Here is a 19,083-nt window from a genome sequence, read left to right as displayed (position 1 = left end):
ACTCAGGATTTGCGCGCGCCCATCACCAGCACGATGGCGCCCAAAGCGATGGCCCCCAGGCTCAGCCACTGGGGAATGTTCACCGATTCCTTTTCGGTGACGGTCAATTCGATGGGGCCGATTTTGGCGGCGGTCGTGTCCTTGGTGAAGCTGAATCCGCCGGTAAAAAACCCGGCCAGGCCAAAAAGAATCAGAACAATTCCGGCGATACGTGCTGCATTCATGAAAAATCTCCTCGCCGGGCGTGTCTGTCGCTGGATGGCTTGCCCCGGTACTGCGCCACCCTGCGGCCAATGTAAGGACTTGTTCCAGGCTTGTCTGTAGGACGCTATCGGCGGTATGTGGTCGAGGGGCTGGCCGCGTGCTACGCTTTCGGCCATGTTTAATCCCTCACAAGCCGATGTTCGCCGTTTTTTTTGCTCCGTTTATGCCAAGGCGCGCGCCAGTCAACCCCTTGAAGCTATAGAAACCATAGCAAGCCAATGGATTGACGAGCATCCTGAATACCACGGCGACTTCATGAACGCAGACGCTGCGCTGGAAAAGATGTACGACGTGGAAGGCGGCCACACCAACCCGTTCCTGCACCTGGCAATGCACCTGTCGATCAGCGAGCAGTGCTCGATTGACCAGCCGCGCGGCATTCGCCAGGCGGTCGAGCTGCTGACGGCCCGGCGGCGTTCGCTGCATGACGCCCACCACGAAGCCATGGAATGTCTGGGCCGCATGGTCTGGGAAAGCCAGCGCGCAGGCCGCCCGCCCGATGGCGCGGCCTATATCGAATGCGTGCAGCGCCACGCGACCAGGGATTGAAGGTCGCGCAGAGGGTTCTGCCTGCCATCCGCCCATAAAAAAAGCCGCTTGGTCAGCGGCTTTTTTGTGCATAAGGGCGGATTGGCTTAGCGGAAGCGGCTTTCGGGAATCACCTTGAGGTCGCCCGGCACGGATGACAGGTAGTTGGCCATGGCCTTGAGTTCGGCATTGGTGTACTGCTTGGCCATGCCGCCCATGATGGGGTGGGCGCGGCCGACCTTTGCGTTGGCATTGGCGCCGTTGTCGGCCTTGTAGGCCTTCAGCGCCACGAACAGGTAGTCGGCATGCTGGCCCGCAATCTTGGGGTAGGAAGGGTCGATGGGCTGGCTGAAATTGGCGCCGTGGCATGACGCGCAATTGGCTTTGTTCAGCAGGGCCTGAACTTCAACACTGGGCTCTTTTGCCGGCTTGGCGGGAAGCTCCGCACCGGCCACCACGCCATGCGTGCTGTAGTAAGCGGCCAGGTCGGCAATATCCTGGTCGTTCAGCGTATCGGCGATGCTGCGCATGGTGGGATGCTTGCGATTACCTTTTTTATACTCATGCAGCGCAGCAGAAATATAGCCGGCGTTCTGGCCTGAAATCATGGGAACCTTGTACACCTCGGGAAAGGACGACTGGTAGCCCTTGATGCCGTGGCAGCCGATGCACATGGCATTCTTGGTCTGGCCTGCATTGGCATCGCCCTTGATGTCCTGGGCAAGGCTTGCAACCGTCACCGAAGAGACAGCCAGGACAAATATCGAGGTGAACAGCTTATTCATTTTGCGCGCACAATCAGGTGAAAAGTCATCGTTAAAACAACGGTGGATTATATCTGGCCCTGTTAATCACGGGCCATTTCTCATCATTCCACCGAATACCCCGTTTATATCAATACGCTCATCCAAAAAATCATGAAATTTCAAGGCTCGAAAAACTATGTTGCCACGCCGGACCTGATGCTGGCCGTCAATGCCGCCTCCACCCTGACGCGGCCGCTGCTGGTCAAGGGCGAGCCCGGCACCGGCAAGACCATGCTGGCCGAGGAAGTGGCGCAGGCCCTGAGCCTTCCGCTGCTGCAATGGCACATCAAATCGACCACCAAGGCGCAGCAGGGCCTGTATGAATACGATGCGGTGTCGCGCCTGCGGGATTCGCAGCTGGGCGATGAAAAGGTCAAGGACATCCACAACTACATCGTCAAGGGCGTGCTGTGGCAGGCTTTCACGGCAGACGAGCCCGTGGCCCTGCTGATTGATGAAATCGACAAGGCCGACATCGAGTTTCCCAACGACTTGCTGCGCGAAATCGACCGCATGGAGTTTTACTGCTACGAAACGCGGGAACTCGTCCGCGCAAAGCACCGGCCCTTGGTGTTCATCACGTCCAACAACGAAAAAGAATTGCCCGACGCCTTCTTGCGCCGCTGCTTTTTCCACTACATCAAGTTCCCCGATGCCGACACCATGAAGAGCATCGTGGACGTGCATTTCCCCACGCTCAAGAAAGAACTGCTGGCAGCCGCGATGAAGACGTTCTACGACGTTCGCAACCTGCCCGGCCTGAAGAAGAAACCCTCGACCAGCGAACTGCTCGACTGGCTCAAGCTGCTGGTGGCCGAAGACATTCCGCTCGAAGCGCTGCAAAGCAGCGACCAGAAGGTCGCCGTGCCGCCGCTCATCGGCGCGCTGCTGAAGAACGAGCAGGACGTGACGCTGTTTGAAAAACTGGTGTTCATGCAGCGCAACAACCGTTGACACTGAAAAGAAAAGCGAAACACCATGAACTTTGTCCAGCCAGTCACCCTGGCAACGCGAGGCGTGGAACTCGTCCCGCTGGCGCTGGAGCACGAAGCCGGGCTGCGTGCGGCGGCTGCCGATGGAGAACTCTGGAAGCTGCGCGTCACCTCGGTGCCCGAGCCCGAGCAAACCCAAGCCTATATTGAAGCCGCACTGGCAGCCAGGCAGGATGGCAACCGCCTTGCTTTTGCGGTGCGTGACCAGGCCAGCGGAACCGTGCTGGGCAGCACCAGCTACCACGACATTCTTCAGGCGGTCAGGCGCGTCGAGATTGGCTACACCTGGTATGCCGCTCGCTGCCAGCGCACCCACGCCAATACCACCTGCAAGCTGCTGATGCTCACACATGCGTTTGAAACCTTGGGCTGCAACGTGGTGGGCTGGCGAACCGACAATTTCAACTTTGCCTCGCAAGCGGCGATTGAGCGGCTGGGCGCCAAGAAAGACGGCGTGATCCGGGGCCACGCCTTGCGCCGCGACGGCACCATCCGCGACACCGTGATGTACAGCCTGCGCAGCGGTGAATGGCCCGAAGTGAAAGCGCAGCTGCTGTACCTGCTCGGCAAGCCGCACCATTGAGGTTTTGACTACACCATGCTGATTGATTTTTTCTACACCCTGCGCTCGGCCAAACTGCCGGTTTCGGTTAAGGAATTCCTGATGCTGCTCGAAGCGCTGCAGGCCGGCGTGGTCGGCCCCAACAGCGGCAAGGCGGACGGTCCCGATGGCGAGATCAGCGAAGGCGCCTACAAGATCGACGACTTCTATTACCTGAGCCGCACCGTGCTGGTGAAGGACGAAAAGCACTACGACAAGTTCGACCGCGCCTTTGCCAGCTATTTCAAGGGCGTGGAGATGATTGCCGACTTCACCAGGGACATTCCCCTGGAATGGCTGCGCAAGAACCTGGAGCTTGAACTGAGCCCCGAGGACAAGGCGAAGATCGAAAAGATGGGCTGGGACGAGCTGATGGAAACGCTGAAGAAGCGTTTTGAAGAGCAAAAAGAGCGCCACGAAGGCGGCAGCAAGTGGATAGGCACCGGCGGCACCTCGCCCTTCGGCGCCAACGGTTTCAACCCGCAGGGCATCCGCATCGGCCAGGAAAAAAGCCGCAACCGCAGCGCGGTGAAAGTCTGGGACCAGCGCGCCTACAAGGATTACGACGACACGCAGGAACTCGGCACGCGCAACATCAAGGTCGCGCTACGCCGCCTGCGCAAGTTTGCCCGCCAGGGCAACCAGGAGGAACTCGACCTGGACGACACCATCCGCTCGACCGCCGCCAACGCCGGCTGGCTGGACATCAAGATGGTTCCCGAGCGCCACAACAATGTGAAGGTGCTGCTGCTGATGGACGTCGGCGGCACCATGGACGACCACATCCACCGCGTCGAGGAAATGTTCTCCGCCGTCAAGGCCGAATTCAAGCACCTGGAGTTTTACTATTTCCACAACTGCGTCTATGACTTCATGTGGAAAAACAACCGCCGCCGCTTTGCCGAGAAGTTTCCGACCTGGGACATCATCCGCAAGTACAACAAGGACTACAAGCTGATCTTTGTCGGCGACGCCACCATGAGCCCCTACGAAATCCTGCAGGCCGGCGGCAGCGTGGAATACAACAACGAGGAAGCCGGCGCCGAATGGCTGCAGCGGCTGACCAGCGCCTTTCCAAAGTTTGCCTGGATCAACCCGGAGCCGCAGGGCATCTGGCAATACCGCCAGAGCATCGGCGTGGTCCAGCAGCTGATGGGCCAGCGCATGTACCCCCTGACCCTCAAAGGGCTTGAGGAAGCAATCCGGCTGCTCTCGAAATGATGTCAACGTAAACTCGGGCGCGTGACCCATTTCAGTACCTACCACGCGCGAACGGCCGCAGGGGTGATGCCAGCGCCCTCCCGCCTTGCTTTCACCTGCGTTGCCTTGACGGCCCTGCTCCTGGGGCCTGCAGCCAGCGCGCAAACCGCCGCGCCAGTATCGCCCGCCAGCACGTCCATGTCTTCCGGATCGACGCCGCCGTCCAGCGTCCAGCAAACCGCGCCGCCACCGGCACCTCCCCCCGAAAAAATCGAACCCGTGGACACGCCGCAAGGCGCTGTCGGCCCGACCAGCGCCGCGCCCGAGGTCACCGCGTTTGACATTGCCGTTCGCGCCCCGGCAGAGGTGCAGGAACTGCTTGAAAAACACCTTGAACTGCAACGCTACCGTGCCGTCACCGATCTGGATGAAGCCGAACTGGCGCGCCTGATCGTGCTGGCCGAACGCAATGTGCGCAACCTGGTCGGCACGCTCGGCTACTTCAGCCCCGACATCCGCATCACCCGCGAAGGCGGCGTCAACGAACACCCCGTCATCGTGGTGGCCGTTGATCCCGGACAAGCCACGAATATCGGCCCGGTGGCCATCACCTTTGCGGGCGACATTGCCGTCTCGCCGGACGCCGACGCGACGGCCCAGCGCACTGAAATAGAGCGCGACTGGCGCTTGCCGACAGGGCTGCGCTTTACCCAGGACGCCTGGAGCAGCGCCAAGACCCAGGCCTTGCGGCAACTGGTGGCCCGCCGCTACCCGGCCGGCAAGCTGGCCGGCAGCCTGGCCGACGTGGATGCCCCAGGCCGCATCGCCAGCCTGAGGGTCGATCTGGACTCGGGGCCGCTGTACCGGCTCGGCCCGATGCAGGTCAGCGGCGTGGAACGCTACGACCCGGCGCTGGTGCCGCGACTGGCGCGCCTGAACCAGGGTGATATTTACGACCTGAACCAGCTGGTGCAGGCGCAGCAGCGGCTGGCTGCCAGCGGTTATTTTGATTCGGCCTATGTCTTCATCAACCCCGAGAACGACCCGCTGGCTGTTCCCGTGCAGGTGCAGGTGCGTGAAGCCAAGCTGCAAAAGGTCGTTCTGGGCGTGGGCATGACCACCGACAGCGGGCCGCGTGCATCGGTGGAGCACACGCATCACCGGGTGCCGGGCATCGGCTGGCGCGCCGTCACCAAGCTGCAGCTGGAGAAAAAATCGCCCTTTGTCCAGACCGAATGGACCTCCATCCCGGATGAAGCGAACTGGCGCTGGGGGGTGCTGGGCCGCGTCGAGCGGATCAATGACAATGAATTGATCACCCAGGCGCAGCGGCTGCGGTTTGGCCGGTCGCAGGCCGGCGACCGGATCGACCGCAACATTTATGTGCAATACGACCGCGCCAATGTTCAGGGCGCGGGCCTGCTGGGCAATTCCGCAGCCGATACCGGCGACGGCTCGGCGCTGACGGCCAATTACGTCTGGACCGGCCGCTACTTTGACAGCCTGCCGTTTCCCGCCAAGGGTTATGCCCTTGGCTTCGAGCTGGGTGCCGGCACCACACTGGGCAAAGACCGCCAGCCGTTTACCCGCACGGTGGGCCGCTGGATGGGCATCAAGCCGCTGGAGCGCGGCCGCATCGCCATGCGCGCGGAAGCCGGCGCCGTGCTGGCCAGGGACACGGCCAACATCCCGGCCACCCAGCTGTTTCGCACCGGCGGCGACAACACGGTGCGCGGCTACGGCTACCGCGACATCGGCATCAAGCTGGCCAACGGCGTGATCGGTCCCGGCCGCTACCTGGCGGTCGGCAGCGTCGAGTGGCAGCGGCCCATCACGCTCAAGGGTCGGCCCAGCGAGTTCGAGCACACGGTATTCATCGACGCCGGTGCCGTGGCCGACAAGCCGCAAGACCTGAGCCCTTCCTTCGGCATCGGCACCGGCGTGCGCTGGAGAAGCCCGATTGGACCGTTGCAGATTGACCTGGCCTATGGCCTGAAGGTCAGGCAGGCGCGCCTGCACATCAGCGTGGGCTTTGTCTTCTGATGGCCACCTCGAACAAACCCAAGCCTAAAAACAAGAAGGCAGCGCCTGCGGCCAAGCCCATACGGCGATGGCTGAAAGGCGCTGCATGGGCCACGGCCGGCGTGGTTGCGCTGGCCGTCGGCGCAACAGGCACCCTGTGGTGGTGGGCCGGAACCGAAGGCTCGCTGGACACGGCGCTGCGCTGGGCCGGCAAGTCGCAGCCGCTGACGTTCGAGAGTGCCACGGGATCATTGCGGGCCGGCGGCCATATTGACCAGCTGGACTGGCAGCAAGACGGCATCACCGTCAATGCCCGCGATGTCAGCCTGGCCTGGCAGGCCTGGTCATTGCTGCAGGGAAGGCTCAAGCTCGACCGCTTTACCGCCGCCAGTGTGCAGGTCACCGACGAGCGTGCGCCAACGCCCATGCCAACCGCCCCGCCCAACGCGCTGGGTCTTCCCTTGCAGGTTGCGCTGGACGAATTCTCGGTGGGCCAGTTTGAATACACAGGCAAGACCGCATTCACCGCATCCGAAATAGCAGGCAGCTATCTCTACACCGGCCTGCAGCATCAGCTTGACCTGAAAAGCGTGCAGGTCGCCAACGGGCGCTACAGCGGGCGCGCCGCCCTGACGGCAGCCGGCCCGTTGACGCTGGACGCCAGCTTGTCGGGTGCGCTCGATGTTGCCATTGCGAATAATCCGGCATCGGTTCCGCTGGCATTCCAGGCCACGGCCAGCGGCCCGCTGACCGAGTTGCTGGTCAAGGCCGAACTGCAGATGACGACGCCCCCAGCCGCCGATGCCAAAAAACCTGTGCCGCAACCCCAGGCCAGCGCCAGCGCCCGCGTCATGCCGTGGGCGGCGCAGCCCCTGCCGCAAGCCGATGCCACCTTCCGCGACCTGGACATCGCGGCCTTGTTGCCAGACATGCCGCAAACCCTGCTGACCGGCAGCGCCAGCGTTCGGCCGCTTGAAAGCAAAACCCCCGCCGCCAGCCCGGCCTGGGCCTTGCAAATGCAACTGGCCAATGCCCTGCCCGGCCCGTGGGACCAGAAACGCCTGCCGCTGGAACAACTGGAAACCCAGGGCGAATGGGTCAATGGCACAGCCATGGTGCGCAGCCTCAAGGCGCAACTGGGCGGCGGCGAACTGCTGGCCAGCGGCGAATGGACCCGGCCACCACCGGCCGACAAGCCCGACACGGCAGTCCCTGCAGCGCCCGCGCAGGCCTGGCAACTGAAAGCCACGCTCAAACGCATTAATCCGGCCAAGTTGCATACCCAACTCGCGCCCTTGCCACTGGACGGCCGGGCCGAGGCCAGCGGCCAGGGTGCCAGCGCGCGCTTTGATGCCAGCGTTCAGGCCGTGGCAGGCGCAGGCAAACCGGGTAACAGGCCAGCGCCCGGAACCCATTCCGGCCAGAACAATTTCCTGCAGCAACTGCGCCTGCGTGACGCCAAGGCCACCGGCAGCTGGAATCCGCAACAGGCGGGCGGCACCCTGGCGCTGTCGGCCCTGCGGGTGCGCACCGACGACGCCGAACTGAGCGGCCAGTTCGAAGTCCAGCCCACAGCAAAAGGCGGCCAGGGCAAGCTGGCACTGACGGCCCCCGGCCTGGACGCCCGGTTCAATGGCGAATTGCGCAAAACCAGCGGCAACGGTGAATTGAACCTGCACGGCCGCGATGCCGGCCAGGCCCTGCGCTGGCTGCAAAAACTCCCCGGCATGCCAGCCACGGTGTTGAACGCTTCGGCCAGCGGCAGCGCCGAACTGCAAGCAACATGGCAAGGCGGCTGGCAGGACCCGGCCCTGCAGGCGCGGCTGGACATGCCTTCGCTGGACTGGATTGCGGCCACGCCCAAGGCGGCAACACAGGCCAAAGTCACGCCGGCCACGCCAATCACGCCCGCAGCAGCAAGCCCAAGCCTGCTCAAGGTCCGCGAACTGCAAGCCACGCTGTCCGGCCGCTTGAGCCAGGCGCAGCTGGGCGCGCAGGGCCGGGTCGAAATCGACCAGCGCCGCTACGCACTGCAATTGTCAGCCGATGGTGGCCGACTGAAACCGGCGGGCAATGCCAATGCGCCGCTGGGCGAATCAGCCTGGCAGGGTCTGCTCAAGCAACTCAGCCTGAGCGTTGAAGACCCGGCCCTGGGCAGCGGCGCATGGCGGCTTGCCACCCGCAGCCCGGTGCCGCTCAAGTGGACACCGGCACGCGCTGGCGGCGGAGCCTTTGAAAGTGGCGCTGGCGAAGCGCTGTTGACAGCACCACCCGGCAATGCATCTACTGCTGCGCCGTCCCAGGCCACGCTGTCGTGGCAACCCGTGCGCTGGCGACCCGGCGAACTGGTGACGGCCGGCAAGCTCACCGGCTTGCCGATTGCCTGGATCGAGTTGCTGGCCGGTCCGCAAATGAAGGGGGCGGGCCTGGGCGGCAGCATGGTGTTTGACGGCCAATGGGATGCCGTGCTCGGTAACACTCTCAAACTCAATGCCAGCCTGGCGCGCAGCAGCGGCGACATCACGGTGCAGGCCGAAGGCGTGCAAGGCAACCCCGCGCGGGTGGCCGCCGGCGTCAAGCAGGCGCGGATTTCACTGGAAACCCTGGGGGACGCCCTGACGCTTGCCCTGGTCTGGGACAGCGAACGCGCCGGCACGGCCAGCGGCCAGCTCAAAACGCGACTGTTTCGCGCACCCGGCGGGCAAGGCGTGGGTGGCTGGCTCTGGCCTGCCGAGGCACCGCTGAGCGGCCAGGTGCGCGCGCAGTTGCCGCGCATCGGCGTCTGGTCATTGCTGGCGCCACCGGGCTGGCGGCTGCGCGGCTCGCTGGGGGCCGATATCGCCATCAGCGGAACCCGTGCCGCCCCCAGCCTGGCAGGTGATTTGCAGGCCAATGACCTGGCCTTGCGTTCGGTCGTCGATGGCATCGAGTTCGGCAACGGCCGCCTGCGCGCCCGGCTGGACGGAACGCGCATGCGCATCAGCGAATTCACCTTGCAGGGCGCAGGCGACAAAGGCACCGGCGGCAGCCTCACGGCGCAGGGTGAAGCCGGCTGGATAGCCGGCAAACCCCAGGTGCAGCTCGACGCCAAACTGCAGCAGCTACGCGCCAGCATCCGCACCGATCGGCAGCTGACGGTCTCGGGCGATGTGCAGGCCAGCCTCAAGGGCGAACAAACCGAACTCACCGGCAAGCTGGTGATTGACCAGGCGCGCATCCTGCTGCCCGACGAAGGCACGCCGCAACTGGGCGACGATGTGGTCGTGCGTACCGCCAGCGGCGCGGCGACAGGCCAGAAGGCACCGTCGCAAACCAGCGCGCAAACCACCGACAAGGCCGCCCGGCCGCTCAAGCTGGCGGTGGACATCGACCTGGGACGCGATTTCCGGATTCAGGGCAAGGGCATTGACACGCGGATTCGCGGCATGCTGGCGCTCAGCGGCAATTCGCTCAGCGACCCGCGCCTGCTGGGCACCGTCAGAACCTTTGGCGGGCAATACCGCGCCTACGGCCAGCGCCTCGATGTCGAGCAGGGCGTGATTCGCTTTACCGGAGCGATTGACAACCCGGCGCTCGACATTCTGGCGATACGCCCCAACCTCACGCAGCGCGTCGGCGTACAGATCACCGGCACCGCGCTGCTGCCCAGCGTGCGGCTGTATGCGCAGCCCGAGTTGCCGGACGCCGAAAAGCTGTCGTGGCTGGTGGTCGGCCGGGCCTCGGCCTCGGGCGGCGCCGAAGCGGCCCTGCTGCAGCAGGCCGCGCTCGCCCTGCTGGGCAGCAAAAGCGGCGGCATGTCGGGCGGGCTGGCCGCCTCGCTGGGGCTGGACGAGCTGTCGTTCCGGGGCGCGTCCAGCAATGCGGACGGCACCACCACGGGCGGCGCCGTCACGCTGGGCAAGCGCTTTTCGCGCAACTTTTATGCGGCTTATGAACGCAGTATTTCGGGCGCCTTGGGAACGCTGTTTGTGTTCTATGACCTGTCGCGGCGCTTCACCCTTCGCGCCCAGGCCGGCCAGCAAAGCGCGGTGGACCTGATCTTCACCATTCCCTACGACTGAATCGGCACCTGCCAGCCTTTCAATAACGCCCGTTCAGCGCATACAATTCCCGTTCTTCGCAACTTGCCAAGACGTGCCGCCATAGTTCAACGGATAGAACGAGTGCCTCCTAAGCGCTAGATACAGGTTCGATTCCTGTTGGTGGCACCATTTGATGAAATCAGACGCTCTCAAAACCCGCACGCAGCCTGGCATGGCGGGTTTTTTTTCTGCTTTACCCAGCCGCATCACTGCCCGACAAGACCGGCGGCAATGTCTGCTCCGCGATGGCCTTGCGAAAGACCCGCACCAGGGTATCGGTCGTGTAGGGTTTCAAGATCAGTTCAAACCCATGCGGCCCCTGTTCGGCCATGACCGCGTTGTAGCCGCTGGCCAGCACCACGGGAAGCCCGGGATGATGCTTGCGCACCTGCTCACCGAACTCGATCCCGTTCATGCCAGGCATGACCACGTCGGAGAAAACCAGGTCAAAGCGGTTTTTGCCACCGGCCAGCAGGGCCAGCGCGGACGCTGCATTGACCGCCCAGACCGTCCGGTAACCCAGGGCGTCCAGTATCTCGCAGGTCATCTGTGCCAGGGTTTCGTTGTCCTCCACGACCAGCACGCCCAAGCCCCCGTCATCAGCGCCTTGCTCTGGACATTGCGCCCATGCTTTTGCGGGGAGTTCGCTCTCGGCGCGTGGCAGGTAAAGGGTAAAAACAGAACCCCTGCCCAGCTCGCTGCGGACATGGACCGCACCGCCTGACTGCTTGGCAAAGCCGAACACCTGGCTCAGGCCCAGGCCTGTGCCCTTGCCCACCGCTTTGGTGGTGTAGAAGGGCTCGAAAATCATCTCCAGTTTTTCGGACGCAATGCCGCAGCCGGTGTCGCTGACCGAAATGGCAATGAAATCCCCTGCCCGGGGGCCGTGGCCCGGGCCAGCCGGCAGGCTGCCGGTCTGCTGCACGTTGATGATGAGCTGGCCGTTTGCGCTCATCGCGTCCCGCGCGTTGATGGCGAGGTTGACCAGCGCGGTTTCAAACTGGTTGATGTCCGCCTCGGCGACACAGGCGTTTCGGCCGCAGGGCTGATAAAGGATATTGACCTGCCTGCCCATCAGCGGGCGCACCAGATCGACCACGACTTGCACCTGCAGGTCCACGTCGAACACCTCGGGGCTCAGAGGCTCTTGCCGGGCGAAAGCCAGCAGCTGCCCGGTGAGTTTCACGGCGCGGCCCACCGTGTCATAAATCAGGTCCAGGTAATAGCCGTGGCGCTCCACGGGAAGCTTGTTACTGCGCAGCAACTCGACCGAGGAACTGATCACCGCCAGAAGGTTGTTGAAGTCATGGGCGACCCCACCCGTGAGCTGGCCCAGCGCCTCAAGCTTTTGCGATTGCCGCAGCGCAGTCTCGGCGCGCAACAATTCGGTCGTGCGCTGGTCGAGCGTTCTGTTCATCTGGTGGACGTCGAGTTCTGCACGCAGCCGCGCCAGCGAAGTCCAGGTCCGCTCGGCGACTTCCTCGACCAGCGCCTTCTCGTCATGCGTCCAGAGGCGTGGCCGGGGATCAAGCACAAAAAAGATCAGGGCAAGACGGCCGTTCTTGACCAAGGGGGCGGCAACGAATGCCCGGGCAGCGATTGACCCGCCAGCCGCATCGCAAGCCGCCCAGGCCGTGAGCGGGTCGCTGGCAGTGTCGTTCACCACCACGGTCCGGCCGGCCCGCAAGCCGGCAATCACCGCCGGCCCGTAGATATCAAGCGGGTGGGCGCCCACCAAGGCGGGGGAACCTTCGGCCATCCAGGCATGGTGAATCTGCACCCGCTCGCCCGACGCATCAATTTCGCCATGGCCGACGCAAGCTGCGTGCAGGTGCACGCCGAGCTTTTCGGCTGCGGCCATCATCAGCGACTTCGGCTCAATCGCGTCCCGCAGGGCATCGCCGAGCTTCACCCGAAACGCCTGCCGTTTTTGCTCTTGCTCCCTGCGCTGCTCGATCAGCACGTTTTGCGTGGTCTCGATGGGAAAGCAATAGACGCCGACCACAGCACCATCGTCATCGCGAAATGGCATGAAGGAAAGCGTCCACCAGGTCGGCACCGTGTAACCGTTGCGCGTCAGGGTGAAGGGCATGTTCTCGTAGTGCGAACCCTCACCGCCCAGTGCTTTCTTCGCCATCGGCTCAAGTTCGGCCCATGAAGCAGTCCATTGTTCGGCGGCGGGCCGGCCGGACAAACCGTCAAAGCGCAGGCCGAGCATGGGGCGGTAGCTGTCGTTGAAGAATGAAAGAAGGTCCGAGCCCCAGCCGATGATCATGGGCTGGGGGCTGCTGAGGAGTGTGGCCAGCATGCTCTTGAGAGTGCGTGGCCAGCTGGCAGGCGCACCCAGCGCGGTTCCGCTCCAGTCCTGAGCGCTGATGAGGGCGCCCATCTCGCCGCCATGAGCCAAAAATTCCGGCACGGGCGGCGCCAAAACAGGTTCGGTCAGTTTTTCAGGCATTTGAAGAGGGGCATTGCCGCCAATGAAAGAACACGCATTCAGGCTTGAGATCATTTCATTCTGCATTCAAAAGACATTTTCATGACGATGAGAAACCAGGCCAAGAGAAAGAAGCCTTTCAAGGCTCGCCGGCAACTCCGCAGCAATGCGTCCGATGCCTGCGCCCCACTCAAGCCCTGCCGTGCAAAAACATTGCGATTGGCAAAATTTACCGAATGATGCACCTTATTCCAAAAACTTGCTTGCTATTATTTTAATAGCTAATGCTGCTTACAGGACAAGCGCAAAAGGCCTATTTGATCATAAAAAAGGCTGTCGGCAGGACTTGATTTCCAGCGCAGCCATGGTCAAGGGCAATGCCTTTCAAACAGCCATGGTGAAGCACGTCCCTGCTCTACTGGCTTACGTCATGCCTGAATCAGCCGGTTGCGCTTATTCCACCTGCATTGACAGCTATTAAAAAAATAGCGACAAGCTGTATCAAAAAAAAATCCCGCCACTGCTTGCACAGTGCCGGGATTTTCAGGATGTTGAAGCCGCAGGCCTTGCTTGCCCTGACGAGCAATCAGGCGTGCATTACATGCCGAACTTGGCCTTGGCGTCAGCCTGGCAAGTGTCCTTGGCGGCGCCAGCCAAACTGTCGCAGCGCTCCTTGGCGGCCTTGTAATCGGCTTCACGCTTTTCAGCGTTGGCGTCTTTCTTGGCTTCGTTCACTTTTTCGGCCTTGTTGACCGTGGTATCGGCAGCCACCTTGGCGACCTTGGCATCTTCCTTGGCTTTCACATGCACTGCCTTGGCGTCCTTGACGCAGACATCCTTGGCATTGCCGGCCAGGTCATCGCACTTTTCCTTGGCGGTGTCATAGGCCGCGTCAGCCTTGGCCATGGCGACATCGCGGGTGTGCTTGACGCTGGGCTTGTACTGGGCTTCGAGTTCGGCCTTGGCGACTTTTTCCATGCCCTTGGCTTCGGACACGCAGATGTCCTTGGCGTTGTCCTTCAAGGTGCTGCATTTGTCGCGATTGACCTTGTAGTCGGCGCTGATCTGGTCTTTCTGGGTCTTGTATTCGGCTTTGGTCAATGCCATCGCATTGCCGCCAAACACACACGACATGGCGACGGTCAGCATAAGAAGTTTGTTTTTCATAATGAATCCTTGGTAATTTTGCAAGCTTGACAGAGGCGCTTTGGCGAGCAGTCGCTCAGTAGCGCTCAAAGAAATTGGTGGGGTTGCGTTCGTGCCAGTCCTTGAGCTGCTTTTCAGCCTCTTCCAGCGTGACGCCATGACGCTCCTGGATCTTGCCCAGCAACTGGTCACGCTTGCCGGCGATGACATCGAGATCGTCATCGGTCAGCTTGCCCCACTGCTCCTTGACCTTGCCTTTGAATTGAAGCCAGTTACCTTCCACGCGATCTTGGTTCATGTTTTCTCCTCGAAAATGTTGACGGTCTGTTTTGAGTCCCCGGGAACTCCACAAGGCCACAAGCCCTGCTTACAGATGACAAATAGTAGCCATGAAGCCGTCAGGAACCGGTAGGCAGGAAGGTACGCAGCGGGTAGTCTCATGCCTACAGCCGGGCGCCAGCGCCGATGAAAACCGGCTACTTCGAGCGCAGGGTGCGGCTCAGCAACGCCACCGGCAGCAGGCCCACCAGCACCAGCGCCAATGCCGGCAGGGCCGCCTCGCCCAGGCGCTCGTCGCGCGCCAGCTGGTAGGTGACCACGGCCAGGGTGTCGCTGTTGAAGGGGCGCAGCACCAGCGTGGCCGGCAGCTCCTTCATCACATCGACAAACACCAGCAAGCCCGCCACCGCCACCGAGCGCCTGAGCAGCGGCCAATGCACCCGCGCCAGCAGGCCGGCGCCGGTGGTGCCGAGCATGCGGGCGCTGTCATCAAAGCTGGACGGAATGCGCGAATAGCCGCTCTGGATGCTTTGCAGCGCCACGGCGCAAAAGCGCACCAGATAAGCCCAGACCACGCCGAGCACGGTCGCCGTGACCCAGTAGCCGGCGCCGGTTTGCGGTGCGGCGGCCTGCAGCCAGCCGACCGGCAACAGCAGGCCGACCACGATGACGGCGCCTGGCACGGCATAGCCCAGGCTGGCCAGTTGCACCATGCCCCTGGTCAGCGCATCGGGCTGGCGCCGCACCGCAAACGCCAGGCCCATGGCCAGCGCCGTCGCCAGCACGGCGCTCAGGCTGGCCAGTCGCAGGCTGTTGAGCGTCCAGCTGGCAAACTGGTCCCACAGCAGGTTGTCCCAGCCGAGCACCAGCGGGCGCAGCATGAACAGCACCGGCAGCACAAAGCCAAACGCAATCGGCGCGGCGCAGACAACCCAGGCCAGCGCCGCCCGACCGCCCTTGAGTTGCACCGGCGCGGCATCGGCAGACCCCGCGCGCGCGCCCCGGCCGGCGGCAAAGCGCATGCGTTGCTGGGCGCTGTGCTCGATGCGCAGCAGCACCGCGACAAAAATCAGCAGCAAAGTCGCCAGTTGCGCGGCCGCCATGCGGTTGTCCATCGACAGCCAGGCCTTGTAGATTCCGGCGGTGAAGGTCTGGATGCCGAAGTAGCTGGACACGCCAAAATCCGCCAGCGTCTCCATCAGCGCCAGCGCCACGCCGGCGGCCACGGCCGGACGCGCCAGCGGCAGCGCCACCTGGCGAATGCGCCGGGACAGCGGCGCGCCCAGCAGCCGGGCGGCTTCCATCAGGTGCGCGGCGCGCTCCGACAGGGCGGTGCGCGCCAGCAGATAGACATACGGATACAGCGCCGCCGTGAACACCAGCACCGCGCCACCCAGGCTGCGCACCTCGGGCAGCAGGCGCCCCTGCAAGCCGAAGGCCGAACGCAGCGCGGTCTGCAGCGGCCCGCCGTATTGCAAAAAATCGGTGTAGGCGTAGGCCAGCACATAGGCCGGCATGGCCAGCGGCAGCAGCAAGGCCCACTCAAAGACGCGGCGGCCCGGAAACTCGAACAGCGTCACCGCGCTGGCCGTGGCCATGCCGACGCCGGCCACGCCCGCCCCCACCAGCAGGCACAGCAGCAGCGATGTCCAGGTGTAGTCGGGCAACACCGTCTGCAGCATCTGGGTCAGGATGGAACGCGCCTCGCTGTCGAACGCCAGCCAGGACAGCACCACGGCCAATACCGGCAGCGTCAGCAGCGCGACCACCAGCAACAAAAAGGCAGAAGGAAGAAAGCGAAAAAAGAGTCGGCGAAGCATAAAGACCCGATAAAAGGCCATCGCCGGTGCAGGCCATGAGGCCTCGCCCGCGTACGCCGTGGTGTTTGCAGCCAGTTACTGCAAATGAGAATTTTAATCATCTACAATCGAACGATGTTTCTCGAAGTCACTCAACTCGGTGTGCATTACGCAGGAAGCGCCCACGCGGCGGTCGATGGCGTGTCGTTCAGTCTGGCAGCTGGCGAAATTGGCGTGCTGATTGGTCCATCGGGTTGCGGCAAGACCACCTTGCTGCGGGCCGTCGCGGGCCTGGAGCGCGCCCATGCGGGCACCATCCGTCTGGCGAAAGAACTCGTCAGCAGCCCCAGGCTCCATGTACCCGCCGAGTCGCGCAAGATCGGCATGGTGTTTCAGGATTACGCACTGTTTCCGCACCTGAACATCGCCAGCAACGTCGCGTTCGGCCTCACGCATTTGAACGCCGCCACCCGCAGCCAGCGGGTGGACGAGGTGCTGGAACTGGTCGGCATGGGCCATGCCCACAAGCGCTTTCCCCACGAGCTGTCGGGCGGGCAGCAGCAGCGCGTGGCGCTGGCGCGGGCGCTGGCACCCGGGCCGCGCCTGCTGCTGCTCGACGAACCCTTTTCCAATCTCGATGTTGATTTGCGCGAGCGGCTGGCGCATGAGGTGCGCGGCATATTGAAAGCCGCCGGCGCCACGGCCCTGTTCGTGACCCACGACCAGCTCGAAGCCTTTGCCATCGGCGACCGCATCGGCGTGATGCACGAAGGGCATTTGCACCAGTGGGACGATGCCTATGCGCTTTACCACCGGCCGGCAACCCGCTTTGTGGCCGACTTCATTGGCCACGGCGTTTTCGTTCCGGCCACGCTGACGCACCAGGGCAGCGGCGTGGTGGCGCGCACCCCGCTCGGCGACCTGGTCGGACAGGATGAATGCCCGCTGCCGTCAAGCTACCCCCAGGGCGAATGCGACGTGCTGCTGCGCGCCGACGACATCGTGCATGACGACACGTCGCCAGTGAAGGCGAAGATTGTCCGCAAGGCATTTCGGGGTTCGGAGTTTCTCTACACGATGCAGCTGGCCAGCGGCGAGGCCCTGCTGGCGCATGTGCCCAGCCACCACAACCACGCCGTTGGCGAGTGGGTCGGCATTCGGGCCGAAGTGGACCATGTGGTGACCTTTGTGCGCGAAGCCTGAGGCCAGAGCGGAGCCGCTCCAGCCCAGGGGCGGGAGCAAATCGGGAAAAGCTGAGCCGTTACGAAAAAATCAAAAACTCGCCATTTCCGGCGGAAGGATTCAGTCTTTCTGCGTGAGCTTTCCCTCACTGGTCTGCTCATCAGCTTCGTAAAGACCTTCCCAGCGGTCACCGTTTTTCCAGACAAAAGTGCCTTGGCCGTGCTTTTCGCCTGCCTTCCATTGCCCTGTGTATTCGTCTCCGTTGCTCCAGTGGTAGCGGCCCTGCCCGGCAGGCTTTCCATTGACAAACTCACCCACATAGGTGTCGCCGGAGGAAAACGCCATGCGGCCTTGACCGTTGAGCTGCTGGTTTTTCCATTCGCCCTCCAGTTGCTGGCCGTTTCTCCAGATGTAGATGCCACGGCCCTGCGGAATACCCGCATTGAATTGTCCGGTGTAGGTGTCACCGGATGCATAACGCATGCGGCCCTGCCCTTGGGGCTGGCCGTTGTTGATGCGGCCTTCGTACTGATTACCCCCCGCAAACTGCAAGCTGCCCTGGCCTTCAGGCTGGTCATTGATCCAGTCGCCGTTGTAGCGCTGCCCGTTTGCCCAGGTGAACATCCCTTTGCCGTGGCGCAGGCCCTTGACGAGCGAGCCTTCATAGCGGTCGCCATTGGCCCACGCGATATTTCCCGCTCCCGAATAGCCAAGGCCATCGGCATCGCGAACGAAATTCCCGCTAAAGCGCGTGGTGCCCGAAGTGAATTCGGACGGTTGTGCGTCGGGCATGACGGGTTTTACCCCACTGGCCGCCACCACGCTAGCCGCAGTCGCCGGGGGCGCCAGGCTAACAGGGCCGAGCTTGCCATCGCTACCGGACGCCAGTCTGGGTACAGGTGCCGGAGCCGCTGCGGTGAACGAGGCCGCTGGCGCGCTGCGGGCGACCCAGGGCGTGCCTCGTTCGCGCGCAAGCGTTTGGGCGTTGTTGCGAACCGTGTCTAAAACCGGTCCCTTGCATTGCACCAGGGCTTCACGCCAAAGGGTTTCAGCGACTTGAGAAGCATCGTGTTTTTCCTCACGCGACAGGCCAGCGGCCGAGGCACGCAGTTTTTGATGCTGTTCACGGGCCTTTTCAAACAGCGGGGCGCAATACTCGGCATTGTGACTGTCCATTTCTGCCTGCTCACGCCGGCGGCTGGCGACTTCCTGCTGTGTTCCGGTGCAACGCTCGGAAGCCATATCCCACCTGCTTTCGGTTTTGCGAAACAGCATGGCCGCTTCATCAAAACGGCGCTCACTCAACGCTTGCCTGGCCATTTCCTGAAGGGTGCCGGCATCCTTGTGGGCGGCTTCGCACTGGGGGCCAGCCCCCTGTTGCTCACTCAGGCTGGTGCGCACTTTCTGGCTGTCGGCCAGATTGCGCTGTGCCCGGTTCCTGGCACGCCCGTCGCACTGCGCCACCGCCTGCGACCACACGGCAACCGCCTCTTCATAAAGCCGCAGCTGCTCGGACAGTTCACGCTTTTGGGATTGCGCCGTGGCGGCTTTGAGGTCAACGGCCATGGCTTTGTCCGTCAGCGGACGGCAATTTTCAAAGGCAGGTGCCACCGCGCCGGGGATGGCGGGTTCGGCAGGAACCTTGTCGTCTGGCGGCAGCTGCGCCCAGACCGACAGGGACAAAGGCAGGGCCAGGGCTAAAACCAGGCGCATCGCACGGGTCAGGTCAAGGTTCATGATGGTTT

The 19,083-nt window shown here is 63.0% G+C and carries 15 protein-coding genes and 1 tRNA gene; 9 read left to right on the top strand and 7 right to left on the bottom strand.

Features of this window, described 5'->3' with window-relative positions; genetic code table 11:
• Positions 1-2: 2 nt before the first annotated feature.
• Entirely contained in the window at positions 3-224 is a 222-nt protein-coding gene (locus tag PNAP_RS04290) for a hypothetical protein (protein ID WP_011800275.1), read from the bottom strand.
• A 154-nt stretch (positions 225-378) separates the two neighbouring features.
• Between PNAP_RS04290 and PNAP_RS04285 the strand changes: the two genes are divergently transcribed.
• Positions 379-813, top strand: a complete 435-nt coding sequence (locus PNAP_RS04285) for a DUF1841 family protein (RefSeq protein WP_011800274.1) — start codon at positions 379-381, stop codon at positions 811-813.
• A gap of 86 nt (positions 814-899) precedes the next feature.
• Here PNAP_RS04285 and PNAP_RS04280 read toward each other — a convergent pair whose 3' ends face one another.
• Positions 900-1,577: a c-type cytochrome gene (locus tag PNAP_RS04280; RefSeq protein WP_011800273.1), complete on the bottom strand. Its 678-nt coding sequence runs from the start codon at positions 1,575-1,577 to the stop codon at positions 900-902.
• Positions 1,578-1,709: 132 nt separating this feature from the next.
• On the opposite strand from PNAP_RS04280, the gene PNAP_RS04275 reads away from it, so the two are divergent.
• From PNAP_RS04275 to PNAP_RS04250, 6 genes are all read left to right on the top strand, one after another.
• Positions 1,710-2,552 (top strand): AAA family ATPase, encoded by an 843-nt coding sequence (locus tag PNAP_RS04275; RefSeq protein ID WP_011800272.1) that lies wholly within the window; start codon positions 1,710-1,712, stop codon positions 2,550-2,552.
• A 24-nt stretch (positions 2,553-2,576) separates the two neighbouring features.
• Entirely contained in the window at positions 2,577-3,173 is a 597-nt protein-coding gene (locus PNAP_RS04270) for a GNAT family N-acetyltransferase (protein WP_011800271.1), read from the top strand.
• Positions 3,174-3,188: 15 nt separating this feature from the next.
• Positions 3,189-4,412, top strand: coding sequence for a vWA domain-containing protein (locus PNAP_RS04265; protein WP_011800270.1), 1,224 nt, complete (start codon positions 3,189-3,191; stop codon positions 4,410-4,412).
• 21 nt (positions 4,413-4,433) lie between these two features.
• Entirely contained in the window at positions 4,434-6,434 is a 2,001-nt protein-coding gene (locus tag PNAP_RS04260) for an autotransporter assembly complex protein TamA (protein ID WP_041376515.1), read from the top strand.
• Entirely contained in the window at positions 6,434-10,474 is a 4,041-nt protein-coding gene (locus tag PNAP_RS04255; RefSeq protein ID WP_011800268.1) for a translocation/assembly module TamB domain-containing protein, read from the top strand. Before PNAP_RS04260 ends, PNAP_RS04255 begins: the two co-directional genes overlap by 1 nt.
• A 75-nt stretch (positions 10,475-10,549) precedes the next feature.
• Positions 10,550-10,624 (top strand) — tRNA-Arg (locus tag PNAP_RS04250).
• Between the two features lie 64 nt (positions 10,625-10,688).
• On the opposite strand, the gene PNAP_RS04245 is transcribed toward PNAP_RS04250, so the two are convergent.
• Positions 10,689-12,953: a GAF domain-containing hybrid sensor histidine kinase/response regulator gene (locus tag PNAP_RS04245; protein ID WP_198140669.1), complete on the bottom strand. Its 2,265-nt coding sequence runs from the start codon at positions 12,951-12,953 to the stop codon at positions 10,689-10,691.
• A gap of 154 nt (positions 12,954-13,107) precedes the next feature.
• Here PNAP_RS04245 and PNAP_RS26810 point away from each other — a divergent pair, with 154 nt between their 5' ends.
• Complete coding sequence (locus PNAP_RS26810) at positions 13,108-13,413, top strand: hypothetical protein (RefSeq protein WP_157040208.1); 306 nt, start codon at positions 13,108-13,110, stop codon at positions 13,411-13,413.
• Between the two features lie 116 nt (positions 13,414-13,529).
• Here PNAP_RS26810 and PNAP_RS04240 read toward each other — a convergent pair whose 3' ends face one another.
• From PNAP_RS04240 to PNAP_RS04230, 3 genes are all read right to left on the bottom strand, one after another.
• Complete coding sequence (locus PNAP_RS04240; protein ID WP_011800265.1) at positions 13,530-14,099, bottom strand: hypothetical protein; 570 nt, start codon at positions 14,097-14,099, stop codon at positions 13,530-13,532.
• Between the two features lie 55 nt (positions 14,100-14,154).
• Positions 14,155-14,376 (bottom strand): CsbD family protein, encoded by a 222-nt coding sequence (locus tag PNAP_RS04235; RefSeq protein WP_011800264.1) that lies wholly within the window; start codon positions 14,374-14,376, stop codon positions 14,155-14,157.
• Between the two features lie 178 nt (positions 14,377-14,554).
• Positions 14,555-16,177, bottom strand: coding sequence for an ABC transporter permease (locus tag PNAP_RS04230; RefSeq protein WP_011800263.1), 1,623 nt, complete (start codon positions 16,175-16,177; stop codon positions 14,555-14,557).
• A gap of 114 nt (positions 16,178-16,291) precedes the next feature.
• On the opposite strand from PNAP_RS04230, the gene PNAP_RS04225 reads away from it, so the two are divergent.
• Positions 16,292-17,359 carry an ABC transporter ATP-binding protein gene (locus PNAP_RS04225; protein ID WP_041376514.1) on the top strand — a complete coding sequence of 356 codons (1,068 nt, stop codon included), beginning with the start codon at positions 16,292-16,294 and terminating at the stop codon, positions 17,357-17,359.
• 99 nt (positions 17,360-17,458) lie between these two features.
• Here the strand turns inward: PNAP_RS04225 and PNAP_RS24870 are convergent, their stop codons facing one another.
• A complete protein-coding gene (locus PNAP_RS24870) occupies positions 17,459-19,075 on the bottom strand; it encodes an MORN repeat-containing protein (RefSeq protein WP_011800261.1) in 1,617 nt (538 codons plus the stop codon).
• Positions 19,076-19,083 lie beyond the last annotated feature (8 nt).

The sequence above is a fragment of the Polaromonas naphthalenivorans CJ2 genome (genome assembly GCF_000015505.1).
GTDB lineage: Bacteria > Pseudomonadota > Gammaproteobacteria > Burkholderiales > Burkholderiaceae_C > Polaromonas > Polaromonas naphthalenivorans.
The sequence above is the reverse complement of the archived record's forward strand: the minus strand, read 5'-3'. Positions and strand labels throughout refer to the sequence as shown.

Coding starts and splice junctions, on each gene's coding strand:
- PNAP_RS26810 (WP_157040208.1), top strand. CDS start 13,108: ATGCCTGCGCCCCACTCAAGCCCTGCCGTGCAAAAACATTGCGATTGG.
- PNAP_RS24870 (WP_011800261.1), bottom strand. CDS start 19,075: ATGAACCTTGACCTGACCCGTGCGATGCGCCTGGTTTTAGCCCTGGCC.
- PNAP_RS04240 (WP_011800265.1), bottom strand. CDS start 14,099: ATGAAAAACAAACTTCTTATGCTGACCGTCGCCATGTCGTGTGTGTTT.
- PNAP_RS04280 (WP_011800273.1), bottom strand. CDS start 1,577: ATGAATAAGCTGTTCACCTCGATATTTGTCCTGGCTGTCTCTTCGGTG.
- PNAP_RS04255 (WP_011800268.1), top strand. CDS start 6,434: ATGGCCACCTCGAACAAACCCAAGCCTAAAAACAAGAAGGCAGCGCCT.
- PNAP_RS04290 (WP_011800275.1), bottom strand. CDS start 224: ATGAATGCAGCACGTATCGCCGGAATTGTTCTGATTCTTTTTGGCCTG.
- PNAP_RS04265 (WP_011800270.1), top strand. CDS start 3,189: ATGCTGATTGATTTTTTCTACACCCTGCGCTCGGCCAAACTGCCGGTT.
- PNAP_RS04275 (WP_011800272.1), top strand. CDS start 1,710: ATGAAATTTCAAGGCTCGAAAAACTATGTTGCCACGCCGGACCTGATG.
- PNAP_RS04285 (WP_011800274.1), top strand. CDS start 379: ATGTTTAATCCCTCACAAGCCGATGTTCGCCGTTTTTTTTGCTCCGTT.
- PNAP_RS04225 (WP_041376514.1), top strand. CDS start 16,292: ATGTTTCTCGAAGTCACTCAACTCGGTGTGCATTACGCAGGAAGCGCC.
- PNAP_RS04235 (WP_011800264.1), bottom strand. CDS start 14,376: ATGAACCAAGATCGCGTGGAAGGTAACTGGCTTCAATTCAAAGGCAAG.
- PNAP_RS04270 (WP_011800271.1), top strand. CDS start 2,577: ATGAACTTTGTCCAGCCAGTCACCCTGGCAACGCGAGGCGTGGAACTC.
- PNAP_RS04230 (WP_011800263.1), bottom strand. CDS start 16,177: ATGCTTCGCCGACTCTTTTTTCGCTTTCTTCCTTCTGCCTTTTTGTTG.
- PNAP_RS04245 (WP_198140669.1), bottom strand. CDS start 12,953: ATGCCTGAAAAACTGACCGAACCTGTTTTGGCGCCGCCCGTGCCGGAA.